This is a genomic window from Polaromonas sp. P1_F6 (genome assembly GCF_056405695.1).
Map to the genome: position 1 here is coordinate 53,637 of NZ_JBFUBQ010000012.1, position 12,042 is coordinate 65,678.

A 12,042-nucleotide genomic window follows, 5' to 3' on the forward strand; every position below is an offset into this window, starting at 1 on the left:
AGCGGAAATCACGCTTTTTACCTGATACGGCCATCGCAAACCGCTCATTCTTAGCAACCAGGGGCCGCGGAGCCGGCTTTGCCGGGCCGCAGGCGCAGCGGCCCCCTCGGGGGGCAACGCAGTACGCGAAGCGACAAGCGTGGGGGCTCTATCTCTAGCCCTCAAACTGGGGATGCAGCTGCCGTATGCGGTTCATGGCCATACCTGCGGCAGCGGTGCGGGTTTCCACACCCAGCTTGGCATACACCCGTTCCAGATGCTTTTTGACCGTGGCTGGGCTAGAGCCCAGGATGTCTCCAATGTCGCGATTGGTCTTGCCCTTGACCACCCAATACAGCACTTCAGCTTCTCGGGCGGTGAGCTTGAAGCTCAGGCTCATGGCTTCCACCACTGCGTCGTCGGAAATTTCGCGCATGACGATCAACCAGTCACCGCCGCCGTCGCCGTCGCCGGTCTGCTGGTGCAGCCGGAAGGTCAGGCGCCGCGGACCAAGCTCCACCGCCAGGCGCGGCGGCTCAACCTGGCGCTCGGCCTCCGCCATGTGGCGGCGCAGCCAGTTGAGTACAGGTTCGGGTGTTTGCGGCGCGGACGTACCGTAATAGCGCATGAGCAGGTCGCGCGCCAGCGGCGTTTGCCAGATCAATTTCCCGTCTGCCTCACCGCCCATGCGCACCGTGATGCTGGCGTAGCCGAAAGCGTCCAGCGCATTGCGTGCTTGCCCTGCCTGCCGCGCTTCCTGCCTGGCACGGCGGGCGCCTTGCAAATGCACGCCCATGCGTGCCATCACTTCCTTGGGCTTGATCGGTTTGGTAACGTAGTCCACTCCACCGGCTTCCAGGGCCGCCACGAGGTACTCGGTTTCCGTGAGACCGGTCATGAAAATAATGGGAATGTGCGCCGTTTCAGCCATGGCCTTCAGGCGCTTGGCAACTTCGAAGCCGTCCATCCCGGGCATCATGGCGTCTAACAAAACGATGTCGGGCAAAGCCTGCAGCGCACGCTGCAGCGCTGCCTCGCCACTGGTGGCCACAAGGACGGTATAGCCCGATTCATCGAGCGCATCGTGCAGGACCGACAGGTTGTCGGGCACGTCGTCCACAATCAGCACGATATCGCTGTTGGCCCGGTCCAGTGTGCGGTCCAGCTTTCGATCCAGCGTTGGTCCGTCGTCAAGCACGCTGCTCATGGCCCGTCTCCTTGTTGGCTAGCTGGCGGCCCATGGCTTCAAACTGAAATTGCCGCGCCAGCACGCGCATTTCGTCCACAAAGGCCGCGGCCTCCGGCCGCTGCCGTTCAATTTCTGCCAGGTTGTTCATGATGCCCCGGTAAAACCCGAGATTGACGACCTCGAGCAGGGCCGCGAGTTGAGACGCATCGGGCAGTACACGCGGTGGCACGGCCTGGACCACAGGGTCGCCGTCATCCGCAGCAAGGTCATAGCGCCACTTGAGGGCCAGCCGCCGTTCAAGCCAGTCGATCAGTTCGGTATGGCGCACCGGTTTGAGGATGAAATCCTCGGGAAGGATGCCGGCATCGTTCTCGGCGCCCTTGTCGAATGCGTTGGCGGAAACAATGGCGAGATGAATGTCCTCGTGCCCTGACGCACGCACACGGCGCAGGGTTTCCCAGCCATCGATCCCCGGCATGGCCAGGTCCATGAAGATCACGTCGGGCCGGTACCCGCTGGCCAGCAGATCCATGCAATCGTGACCGCTGGCGGCGGTACGCAATTCAAATCCCATGGGCTCAAGCAGTTGCACCAGCAGTTCACGGTCGGGCTCTTCGTTGTCGACCACCAGCAGCTTGCGGCGAACCCCTTCATAGCCGCGCGGCTGGCGCCTGGCTGGTTTGGTGGCGGCATCCTTGACGGCTCCTGCGGCCATGTGCACTTCGGGCAAAAACAGCCGGATACGGAAAATCGAGCCTTCGCCCGGGGTGCTGACCACCGTCATCTCGCCACCCATCAGGTCGGTCAGCATCTTGGCAATCGTCAAGCCCAAACCGGCGCCCGGTGTGCCTTCCGCGCTTTGGCCGGCTGTAGCCCCTCGCGCAAAAGGCTCAAAAATCCGGGACAGCTCCGCCTCACCCATGCCCGGGCCGGTATCTTCAATGTCGATGTAGGCCATCTCGCGCGCATGGCGCAACCTGAAAATCACCTGGCCCTGCGCCGTGAACTTGATGGCGTTGCCCAGCAAATTGATGAGAATCTGCCGAACGCGTTTCTCATCGGCTCGCACCAGCTCCGGCAGATGACCGCTGGTCTCAAAGCGGAACCCGAGACCCTTGGCGGCGGCCTGCAGCTCGAACATGCCGGCCATCTCGTGCACACAGTCGGCGAAATGCATGGGCTTGACATTCAACGTGAGCTTGCCCGCCTCGATGCGGGCAATATCGAGCGTTCCCTCGATCAGCGAAAGCAGGTGTTCGCCCCCGCGCTTGATGACGCTGACAGCCTGTTTGCGGTGCGGCGGTATGGCGTTGTCTTCACCCATCAGCTGCGCGTAACCCAGGATGCTGTTGAGCGGCGTGCGCAATTCGTGGCTGATGGCGCTGATATAGCGGCTTTTCGCCTGGTTGGCCTGGTCGGCATGGCGGCGGGCCTCTTCTGCCACCAGCTTGGCCTGTTGCAGCGCCTCGTCTGTTTGCCGGTGCGACTCGATCTCGCGCATCAACAAATGGGTCTGGCGGTTCGATTCTTCCTGGGCCACCTGGCGGCTTTTATGCGCCAGCACCAGCCACCAGGCCACAAGGCCGGCAATGACCAGCAAGGCCATGTACGCCTTCATGAAACCTGAACGCAAAGCCGGCTCGGAAGGCTCGATGTCCGCCAGCGCGCTGATTTCCTGGTGGTACAGCAGGCCGAACACGCTGGCCAGCAGCGGCACGATAATGAGCATGAGCAGCAGGAAATGGCCCAGGCCCGTATCAAGGTAAGGCCAGGTGCGGCGCGGCAGCAGCCAGCGCAGCGCACCCGACCACTGCGCCGACAGGCTGGCGTGCGGCTTGCACAGGTCGCCGCAGCGCGCGTCCAGCGTGCAGCACAGCGAGCAGATGGGCCCCTGGTAGGCGGGACAGTGCGCCATGTCCGGGCCTTCGTAGGCGCGTTCGCAAATGACACACTGCTGCGTCGCATAGCGCTTGTAAGAACCGTCGGAAGCAGTCGCTCCGGAGCTGCGCGCAATGTAGTAACGGCCCTGGGTCGCCCACGCGATCAGGGGCGCGGTCACAAATGCGGTGCCCATGGCGATCACCGCGGAAAAAGCCCGCGCCGTTTCGCCGTAAAGCCCCAGATGCGCTGTGACCGACAAGAGCGAAGCCAGCGCCATGGCGCCCACGCCGACCGGGTTGATGTCGTACAGGTGGGCCCGTTTGAATTCAATGCCTTTGGGAGAAAGGCCCAGCGGTTTGTTGACGACCAGGTCGGCGACGACAGCCATCACCCATGCGATGGCGATGTTCGAATACAGCCCCAACACGTCGCCCAGCGCCTGGAACACATTCATCTCCATCAGCATGAAGGCAATGAGCGTGTTGAACACCACCCACACCACCCGCCCGGGGTGGCTGTGCGTGATGCGCGAGAAAAAATTCGACCACGCGAGGGAACCGGCGTACGCGTTGGTCACATTGATCTTCAGTTGCGACACCACCACGAACAGCGCCGTGGCCGCCACCGCCATGCCGTAATTCGGAAAGACATACTCGTAGGCCGCAAGATACATCTGGTTGGGGTCTACCGCCCGGTCCAGCGGCACCATGTTGGAGATGGCCAGATAGGCCAGGAAAGCGCCGCCCAGCATCTTCACCACGCCGAGTAGCACCCAGCCGGGCCCGCCCGCCAGCACACCGGCCCACCACCGCCAGCGGTTGGCATCAGTCTGCACCGGCATGAAGCGCAAATAGTCGGCCTGCTCACCCATCTGGGTGATCAGCGCGATTCCGACTGTTAAAGCGGCACCAAACAGGTGCAAATTAAATTCACCGTTCGTTCCAGTCTCCCCTCCGTAGTGCAAAACGCCCGAAAACGCACCGGGATCGCGCAGGAAGACATAAACAAAAGGCACCACCAGCATGACCAGCCATAAAGGCTGTGTCCAGACCTGCAGGCGGGAGATCGCGGAGACGCCATGGGTTACCAGCGGAATGACCACCAGCGCGCAGATCAGGTAACCCCAGCTGGGCGGGATACCCAGGGCGAGGTCCAGGGCGTAAGCCATGACCGCCGCTTCCAGCGCGAAAAAGATAAAGGTAAACGAGGCGTAGATGAGCGAGGTCAGCGTGGAGCCGATATAGCCAAAACCGGCGCCGCGCGTCAGCAAGTCCATGTCGACGCCATAACGCGCTGCGTAAATGCTGATGGGCAGGCCCGCCATGAAAATGATGAGCCCGGTGGCCATGATCGCCCAGAAGGCGTTGGTAAACCCGTACTTCACCAGCAGCGTGGCACCCACAGCTTCCAGAATCAGGAAAGAAGCCGCGCCGAACGCGGTGTTGGCCACCCGCCATTCAGACCACTTGCGAAAGCGCTGCGGCGTGAAACGCAGCGCATAGTCTTCCATGGTTTCGCTTGCCACCCAGCTGTTGTAGTCGCGCCTGACCTTGATGATGCGCTGCAGCGGCGGCGCTTCGGCCGCCAAAGGCGCGGCCCCGGCCGCTTCGGGCGGCAGTGGCGGCAGCTGGGGCGTGAGCGGGGCGTCCATGGAGTGGGCAGATGCGCCGGGCGCGGAGTGATTGACCGTCTTCAGGTGCATGTTCTGTGCCATGCGTTCTACCCCGGGGCGGCCTTGGTGGCTCACGTTTCTTATGGCACCATTCTTGCACCCCGGCAAGCATCCCCAAGCCGGCAGCCTGCCCTGAGAGAGCCCCATGGAATTGACGCCCAGAGAAAAAGACAAGCTCCTTATTTTTACCGCTGCCCTGCTCGCCGAAAGGCGCCGCGCCCGCGGCCTCAAGCTCAACTACCCCGAGTCCGTCGCCCTCATCAGCGCCGCCGTCATGGAAGGTGCGCGCGACGGCAAATCCGTCGCCCAGCTGATGAGCGAGGGCCGCACGGTGCTGACCCGCGCCGACGTGATGGACGGCATCCCCGAGCTGATCCCCGACATCCAGGTCGAAGCGACTTTTCCCGACGGTACCAAGCTGGTCACCGTGCACCAGCCGATTGTTTAAGCATTACCCGAGATCGCCACCATGCAAATCAAAACCAAAAACGCTCTCTTTTTGATAGCTGCTTGCGCAGTATCGACGGGTGCTAGCGCCCATATTGACCATCAATCCGGCGCTGCGGTGCACGACCACGCCAGCGCCTTCCTCAGCGGCTTTTTCCACCCGCTGACGGGTATGGACCACCTGGCGGCCATGGTGGCCGTGGGCCTGTGGAGCGCGCTGGCCGCGCGGCGCGCCGGGCCTGAACTGTTGTGGGGCCCGCTGGGCTTTGCCGGCATGCTGCTGGCAGGCGCCCTGCTGGGCCTGCAGGGTCTGCAGATTCCCGCCGTCGAGCCCATGATCGCGGCTTCGCTGCTGGTCACCGGCCTGCTGGTCGTGACGCGCTGGCATGTACCCGGCATTGCGGCGGCGCTCATCGCCGGTGTGTTCGCCGTTTTCCATGGCCTGGCCCACGGCTATGAACTGGCCGGAGCGCCCGGCGCCTGGGCCACCCTGTCGGGCATGCTGGCCGCTACGCTGCTGCTGCACCTGGCGGGCCTGGGTGCGGGTTGGGCGCTGCGCAGCGCCAGCGTCTGGCTGCCTCGCATAGCTGGCGCCGCCGTCGCCCTCTTCGGCGTGACCCTGCTCGCCCAACTGGCCTGAGGCGCACCATGATTCCCGGCGAACTCATCACCGACGGCCCCGACCACGTACTCAACGCAGGCCGCCGCACGCTGACCGTCGTTGTGCAGAACACGGCCGACCGGCCCATACAGGTCGGCTCGCATTACCACYTCGCCGAAACCAACGGCGCGCTTGGCTTTGACCGCGAGGCCGCGCGCGGCATGCGCCTGAACATCGCGTCGGGCACGGCCGTGCGCTTCGAGCCGGGGCAGCAGCGCACGGTGGAATTGGTGGAATTTTCCGGCGACCGAAAAGTGTTCGGCTTTCGCGGACTCGTGCAGGGAGCACTTTGATGGCAACAATTGGACGCCGCGCCTATGCGGAAATGTTCGGCCCCACCGTCGGTGACCGGCTGCGGCTGGCCGATACGGATTTGGTGGTCGAAGTCGAAGCCGATTACACCCTGCGCGCCGGCAGCTACGGTGAGGAAGTCAAATTCGGCGGCGGCAAGACCATACGCGACGGCATGGCCCAGTCGCAAAAAACCCGGGCCGAAGGCGCGATGGATTGCGTGATGACGAATGCGCTCATCATCGACCACTGGGGTATCGTGAAGGCCGACATCGGCCTGAAGGGCGGGCGCATCGCCGCCATCGGCAAGGCCGGCAACCCCGACACCCAGCCCGGCGTCGACATGATCATCGGCCCCGGCACCGAGATCATCAGCTGCGAAGGCATGATCGTCACGGCCGGCGGCATCGACTCGCACATTCACTTCATCTGCCCGCAGCAGATCGAGGAAGCGCTGACGGCCGGTATCACCACCATGCTGGGCGGCGGCACCGGCCCGGCCACCGGCACCTTTGCCACCACCTGCACGCCCGGCCCCTGGAACATTGAGCGCATGCTGCAGGCAGCCGACGCCTTCCCCATGAACCTCGGCTTCCTCGGCAAGGGCAATGCCAGCCTGCCCGCCGCGCTGCACGAGCAGATCAACGCCGGTGTCATCGGCCTGAAGCTGCACGAGGACTGGGGCACCACACCCGCGGCCATCAGCAATTGCCTGGATGTGGCGGAAGAAACCGACACACAGGTCGCCATCCACAGCGACACACTCAACGAATCCGGTTTTGTCGAGAACACGATTGCCGCCACCAAAGGCCGCAGCCTCTGCGCCTTCCACACCGAAGGCGCTGGCGGCGGCCATGCACCCGACATCCTGCGTGTGGTGGGCGAAGAGAACTTCCTGCCCTCCTCCACCAACCCGACCATGCCCTACACCGTCAACACGCTTGACGAGCACGTCGACATGCTGATGGTGTGCCACCACCTGGACGCCGGCATCGCCGAAGACCTGGCCTTCGCCGAAAGCCGCATCCGCAAGGAAACCATCGCAGCCGAAGACGTGCTGCACGACCTGGGCGCCATCAGCATGATGAGCAGTGACAGCCAGGCCATGGGCCGCGTCGGCGAAGTGATCATCCGCACCTGGCAGACCGCGCACAAGATGAAACAGCAGCGCGGCAAGCTGCCCGGCGACACGGACCGCCACGACAACTTCCGCGCCAAGCGCTACATCAGCAAATACACCATCAACCCGGCGATTGCCCATGGCATCTCGCACGAAGTCGGCTCAGTCGAGTTAGGCAAATGGGCCGACCTCGTGGTGTGGAAGCCGGCCTTCTTCGGCATCAAACCCTCGGTGATCCTCAAGGGTGGATTTATCGCCATGGCGGCCATGGGCGACCCGAACGCCTCCATCCCCACGCCGCAGCCAGTGCACTACCGCCCCATGTTCGGCGGCTTCGGCGGCGCGATTGCCAAAGGTTCGCTGACCTTTGTCTCGCAAGCCGGGCTGAACGCCGGCGTCAAGGAGCGCTTTGGCCTGGCCAAAAACCTGAGTGCGGTGAAGAACGTGCGCGGCGTGCGCAAGCAGCACATGGTCCACAATGCCTATCTGCCCAGGATGGAGGTTGACGCCCAGACCTACCTGGTGCGCGCAGACGGCCAGCTGCTGACCTGCGAGCCAGCCACCAGCCTGCCGATGACGCAACGCTATTTCCTGTTTTAAGGTTCCATGCTCCAGGTTTCCAAAGTCATTTCGCAGGGCGCCGGCCTTGCGCCTGTTCTCGTCAAGCGCGCCTCCAGCATCGAGCTTGACTGGGATGTTCGCCAGAAAAGCCGGTTTGACGGTACCGATTCGCTGGGCCGGCAGCTCGGTATTTTTTTGCCGCGCGGCACGCTGGTGCGTGGCGGCGACGTGCTGGTGGCGGAAGACGGCTCCATGGTCAAAGTGATCGCCGCCCCGCAGGCCGTGCTCCGCATCACCGCGTGCCCGTCGCACGGCTCCCCTTTCGACCTGACGCGCGCCGCCTACCACCTGGGCAACCGGCATGTGCCGATTGAACTCAAGCCCGACCACCTGAAAATTGAACCCGACCATGTGCTGGCCGACATGCTGCGTGCCATGCACCTGATCGTGAACGAAGTTGAAGAAGCTTTCGAGCCCGAAGGCGGGGCCTACAGCGCTGGCGGACACAGCCATGGGCATGACCATTCCTCTGACCATTCTCATGGCCATGCGCAGCCCGCCCCCGCGCCACACGTGCATGGCCCGGACTGCAACCATGGGCATGACGACCACACCCACGAAGCCCAGCCGGTCGCCATCCAGATCCACAGGCACAAGCCGCACTAGGGCGTTGATGGACATGTCCGCCGCGCCTGCAGGGCAGCTACCGGCCGCCAGCCTGCTCCAGCTCATCTGGCTGGCCTCCCCGGCCTTGCCTGTAGGCGGATTTTCATACTCGGAAGGGCTTGAAACAGCCATGGAACGGGCGCAACCGGCTACAGAAATGATAGCAAGCAACTGGTTGACCGACCAGCTTCAGCTGAGCCTGGCGCGCGGTGACCTGGCGGTGATTGCCCAGGCTATTCCCGCCTGGCGCTCGGGCGACCTGCAGCGCGTGCAGCAACTCAATGCCTGGGTGCTGCAAACCCGGGAAACCAGCGAGCTGCGCGCCCAGGCCGAGCAAATGGGCAGATCCCTGCTGGACTGGCTGCGCAACCATGACGATGCCAACGCAGTGCACATTGAGGCCTGTGCGCAGATGCAGCCGACCTTCCCCGTTGCCTTTGCGTTGGCCGTTTCACAAACCGAGGCGGGCGTGCGCGACTGCCTGCTGGCCTATGCTTTCGGCTGGGCCGAAAACATGACACAAGCCGCCATCAAATCCGTGCCTTTGGGGCAAAGCGCCGGCCAGCGCATGCTGGCGCGCCTTGCCGGCGGCATACCTGCAGCGGTCGAGGCCGCCATGCAGTTGCCTGATGAGGAACGCCAGGCCTTTTCCCCCATACTGGCCATTCTTTCGTCACAGCATGAAACCCAGTATTCGCGGCTGTTCCGCTCCTGACTTCTCACCGCAAATTCAACAAAGCCCCCCATGAGCCTGCATCACATCGCCAACCGTACCAAAAAACTTCCCCCCTTGCGCGTCGGCATTGGGGGCCCCGTCGGTTCCGGCAAAACCACATTGCTTGAAATGCTGTGCAAAGGCATGAAGGCCAAATACGACCTGGTCGCCATCACCAACGACATTTACACCAAGGAAGACCAGCGCATCCTGACCGTCAGCGGCGCGCTGGACGCCGAACGCATCATGGGCGTGGAAACCGGCGGCTGCCCGCACACCGCCATACGCGAAGACGCCTCGATCAACCTCGAAGCCATAGACCGCATGCTGGTGGATTTCCCCAATGCCGACATCGTGTTCGTCGAATCTGGTGGCGACAACCTGGCCGCCACTTTCAGCCCCGAGCTGAGCGACCTCACCATCTACGTGATCGACGTGGCTGCCGGCGAGAAGATTCCGCGCAAAGGCGGGCCCGGCATCACCAAAAGCGATCTGTTCGTCATCAACAAAACCGACCTGGCTCCCCACGTCGGCGCCGACCTGGGCGTGATGAAGGCGGACACCATACGCATGCGCACCACGGCCAAGGGCCTGAAGCCTTTTGTCATGACCAATCTCAAGACCAATGCCGGCCTTGCGGAAGTCATTGCGTTTATCGAGACAAAAGGAATGCTGCTGGCCCAACCTGAAGCCGCATAGCGGCGAGCAGGCAAAAAAAAGCCCGGAAGACCGGGCAGTAAAACTGGCTTCGCCAGTGGAGGGAGGTGCGACCCGGGACGGGCCGCAAGGAAAGTTTAGCCAGCGGCTGGCTGGCGGTGTGTAGGACAAGGTCGTGAATGCCGCCTGCGGACAGCGTTCCGGCGACAGGCCCTGGCCACGACGGGCTGCTGCCTCATATATATAGCAGGCACATAGCAGACCACTCTGACGCCCTTACAGCTCAAACTCGCTGGGGTGAACAGTTTCGAACATCCTTCCGTCCCGGAAGAAAACAACCATCCAGTTACCAAACCGTTGCGTAGGGTGCGCCGGAATGACCTGGTTCAAGGCATGTGCAATGGATTTCTTGACGGGTAACTCAATTTCCCGGATTTCCGGGGAAAGTGAGTCCACGCTGATCAACATGAAGGTTCCGCGGTCCTGGACTTCGACCCGCGGAAACGACCAGCGGGCGCCGGTGGCATGCACAAATGCCGTAGTAACCTTTTCTGCCGCCTCGGGGGGGAATGCTGGAGCAGTCATATTTGTGTCCTCTAAAAGTGCTGTAACTGAATGTTTCAATCATGGCTGCGCCAGCGCCTTTAGTCACCGTTCCAAAAAACGTTTGGGAAGCGGAGAGGAAATAGTTCCAGGAAATAAGTCCGTTTTTTTGGCTCTATTTGCTTGACAGTCACAAAGTGACCAATGACGAACCAAAAGAGGGGGACTTCAGCCCTCTATTTTTGGCAGTGCCCTGCCCTCGTGAGTAATTCAACATATGGAAGGCAGCCGATGCGCCCGGCGCGCCTGTTGTCCAGGCTGCGAGACCGCATTTATCGACAGCGACCCGCCAACGCGCCAGATGACCGCCGACTAGCGGTTAAACTATGCGGCTCGGAAGCGTGGCAGAGCGGTTGAATGCAGCAGTCTTGAAAACTGCCGAGGATGCAAGTCCTCCGTGAGTTCGAATCTCACCGCTTCCGCCACTTGTTGGCACTGGCTTTTAGCTGCTCCAAAAGCCGTACGATCCGACTCTGCCTCAAGAGTCGCAGCTGACCTGTGACAGTCCGCAGATCACGATGGCGCTACAGAAAACGGCCGCTGCACCGTGAAACTGAACTGATAGCGATCAGCCTTGACGTGTGAAAGACCACGCAGCTCTTGCAAGACACCGATTCCGGCACAAAAAGGGTTTGGGAAGTTTCAATCCAGCGATTCTCGCAGGTGATTGCTGTCTTCAAGCCCATACATTTCCTCGCGCTGACCTGCAAGTTCGGGAGGAAAGATAGTCCTTTCATTGAGGTAAATTTAACTGCGCGTGGCTTGGTACGGCGGAAGAAACCTGCGAATCACCAAGCAGACCAACGTTACCGCCCCCTGCAGCACGCTAGCTTGAACAAGTGGCCAAAAACCATTGGCGTCATAACGCACGCCTCTGTTCACAAAATCTGCGTCGAAATAAATTGCAGCCGCACCAAGTAAAGTAGCGAAGCCCATCATCCACAAGAACTCAATCGACGTTTTCACAAATTCGTCTTTTGTCGATTCGAATACTGAAAATACAAGATGGGCTGCGGTCAAGAGAACCGGCAAGCTCAAGGCCAAATACAGTGACAGGGGATATGAATCTTCTCGGTACATGCGAAACATAACGAGGCAGAGTCCCCAGCTAATCCACCTAATGTTAAAAAGATTACTGATATTCATCTAATCCCCTAGGCCAGAGCTGCCATTAAAACTGCTCGATCAGTTCGCTCATCGCGACCATGCTGACGGTTAAGGCGCCAAAAGCGAATAGCCTGAGTGCCGCGATGAAGCCGTCTTTGCGCCAGGCGGAGATCGGCCAGTACATTTGCAAAATGCAGAGCACGAGCGCGACGATGAGCAGGTATAGCTTTGTCATCGCGGCATCGTAGCAATAAAAAGCCCCCTCAGGACCTCTCCTTGTTTCGCTTGCGAGGCGGCCCTCTGCTCGGAGCCTTAAAGGCTCAAAGGTCTGCATGTGGTTGGGCGGATGACGATGCAGGCAGAACCGTGTATGTGATCACGGTGAGTCAGACCAGGATGCCGGTGAAGACTGTCGCCAGTCTGGAGCTGTAGGAGGTTGGCTATAAGTGAAAAGCTCTCAAGGATTGCGCGGCGTCAGTGCAATGGAAAGAGA

12 protein-coding genes and 1 tRNA gene are annotated in these 12,042 nt (G+C 61.5%); 8 read left to right on the plus strand and 5 right to left on the minus strand.

The genetic code is table 11. From position 1 onward, the window contains the following. Positions 1–154: 154 nt before the first annotated feature. Positions 155–1,186, minus strand: coding sequence for a response regulator (locus AC1DY9_RS22135; protein WP_457282146.1), 1,032 nt, complete (start codon positions 1,184–1,186; stop codon positions 155–157). Next, positions 1,170–4,700, minus strand: a complete 3,531-nt coding sequence (locus tag AC1DY9_RS22140; protein ID WP_457282272.1) for a hybrid sensor histidine kinase/response regulator — start codon at positions 4,698–4,700, stop codon at positions 1,170–1,172. The genes AC1DY9_RS22135 and AC1DY9_RS22140 overlap by 17 nt, the downstream gene beginning before the upstream one ends. Before the next feature lie 166 nt (positions 4,701–4,866). Between AC1DY9_RS22140 and AC1DY9_RS22145 the strand changes: the two genes are divergently transcribed. Genes AC1DY9_RS22145 through ureG form a run of 7 tightly spaced genes read left to right on the plus strand, consistent with a single transcriptional unit; the run spans position 4,867 to position 9,881 of the window. Further along, entirely contained in the window at positions 4,867–5,169 is a 303-nt protein-coding gene (locus AC1DY9_RS22145; RefSeq protein WP_007874763.1) for an urease subunit gamma, read from the plus strand. Between the two features lie 21 nt (positions 5,170–5,190). Further along, positions 5,191–5,808, plus strand: a complete 618-nt coding sequence (locus tag AC1DY9_RS22150; protein ID WP_477667668.1) for a HupE/UreJ family protein — start codon at positions 5,191–5,193, stop codon at positions 5,806–5,808. A gap of 8 nt (positions 5,809–5,816) precedes the next feature. Continuing rightward, positions 5,817–6,122, plus strand: coding sequence for an urease subunit beta (locus AC1DY9_RS22155; protein WP_477667669.1), 306 nt, complete (start codon positions 5,817–5,819; stop codon positions 6,120–6,122). Beyond that, positions 6,122–7,840 (plus strand): urease subunit alpha, encoded by a 1,719-nt coding sequence (gene ureC, locus AC1DY9_RS22160; protein ID WP_457282149.1) that lies wholly within the window; start codon positions 6,122–6,124, stop codon positions 7,838–7,840. The genes AC1DY9_RS22155 and ureC overlap by 1 nt, the downstream gene beginning before the upstream one ends. Positions 7,841–7,846: 6 nt before the next feature. Then, positions 7,847–8,467 (plus strand): urease accessory protein UreE, encoded by a 621-nt coding sequence (gene ureE / locus AC1DY9_RS22165; protein ID WP_457282150.1) that lies wholly within the window; start codon positions 7,847–7,849, stop codon positions 8,465–8,467. A 13-nt stretch (positions 8,468–8,480) separates the two neighbouring features. After that, positions 8,481–9,182 carry an urease accessory protein UreF gene (locus AC1DY9_RS22170; RefSeq protein WP_477667686.1) on the plus strand — a complete coding sequence of 234 codons (702 nt, stop codon included), beginning with the start codon at positions 8,481–8,483 and terminating at the stop codon, positions 9,180–9,182. A 30-nt stretch (positions 9,183–9,212) separates the two neighbouring features. Continuing rightward, positions 9,213–9,881, plus strand: a complete 669-nt coding sequence (gene ureG, locus AC1DY9_RS22175) for an urease accessory protein UreG (RefSeq protein ID WP_457282151.1) — start codon at positions 9,213–9,215, stop codon at positions 9,879–9,881. A gap of 234 nt (positions 9,882–10,115) precedes the next feature. On the opposite strand, the gene AC1DY9_RS22180 is transcribed toward ureG, so the two are convergent. Beyond that, the gene (locus tag AC1DY9_RS22180) at positions 10,116–10,424 is read right to left on the minus strand and encodes a hypothetical protein (RefSeq protein WP_457282152.1); all 309 of its coding nucleotides are present in this window, start codon (positions 10,422–10,424) and stop codon (positions 10,116–10,118) included. Between the two features lie 353 nt (positions 10,425–10,777). On the opposite strand from AC1DY9_RS22180, the gene AC1DY9_RS22185 reads away from it, so the two are divergent. After that, a tRNA-Ser gene (locus AC1DY9_RS22185) sits at positions 10,778–10,867 on the plus strand. 322 nt (positions 10,868–11,189) lie between these two features. On the opposite strand, the gene AC1DY9_RS22190 is transcribed toward AC1DY9_RS22185, so the two are convergent. Continuing rightward, complete coding sequence (locus AC1DY9_RS22190; RefSeq protein WP_457282153.1) at positions 11,190–11,588, minus strand: hypothetical protein; 399 nt, start codon at positions 11,586–11,588, stop codon at positions 11,190–11,192. Between the two features lie 25 nt (positions 11,589–11,613). After that, a complete protein-coding gene (locus AC1DY9_RS22195) occupies positions 11,614–11,883 on the minus strand; it encodes a hypothetical protein (protein WP_457282154.1) in 270 nt (89 codons plus the stop codon). Positions 11,884–12,042: the final 159 nt, after the last annotated feature.

Bases quoted from the DNA above. Each gene is read 5' to 3' on its own strand.
- AC1DY9_RS22135 (WP_457282146.1), bottom strand. From the start codon at position 1,186: ATGAGCAGCGTGCTTGACGACGGACCAACGCTGGATCGAAAGCTGGAC.
- AC1DY9_RS22140 (WP_457282272.1), bottom strand. From the start codon at position 4,700: ATGGACGCCCCGCTCACGCCCCAGCTGCCGCCACTGCCGCCCGAAGCG.
- AC1DY9_RS22145 (WP_007874763.1), top strand. From the start codon at position 4,867: ATGGAATTGACGCCCAGAGAAAAAGACAAGCTCCTTATTTTTACCGCT.
- AC1DY9_RS22150 (WP_477667668.1), top strand. From the start codon at position 5,191: ATGCAAATCAAAACCAAAAACGCTCTCTTTTTGATAGCTGCTTGCGCA.
- ureC (WP_457282149.1), top strand. From the start codon at position 6,122: ATGGCAACAATTGGACGCCGCGCCTATGCGGAAATGTTCGGCCCCACC.
- ureE (WP_457282150.1), top strand. From the start codon at position 7,847: ATGCTCCAGGTTTCCAAAGTCATTTCGCAGGGCGCCGGCCTTGCGCCT.
- AC1DY9_RS22170 (WP_477667686.1), top strand. From the start codon at position 8,481: ATGTCCGCCGCGCCTGCAGGGCAGCTACCGGCCGCCAGCCTGCTCCAG.
- ureG (WP_457282151.1), top strand. From the start codon at position 9,213: ATGAGCCTGCATCACATCGCCAACCGTACCAAAAAACTTCCCCCCTTG.
- AC1DY9_RS22180 (WP_457282152.1), bottom strand. From the start codon at position 10,424: ATGACTGCTCCAGCATTCCCCCCCGAGGCGGCAGAAAAGGTTACTACG.
- AC1DY9_RS22190 (WP_457282153.1), bottom strand. From the start codon at position 11,588: ATGAATATCAGTAATCTTTTTAACATTAGGTGGATTAGCTGGGGACTC.
- AC1DY9_RS22195 (WP_457282154.1), bottom strand. From the start codon at position 11,883: ATGCAGACCTTTGAGCCTTTAAGGCTCCGAGCAGAGGGCCGCCTCGCA.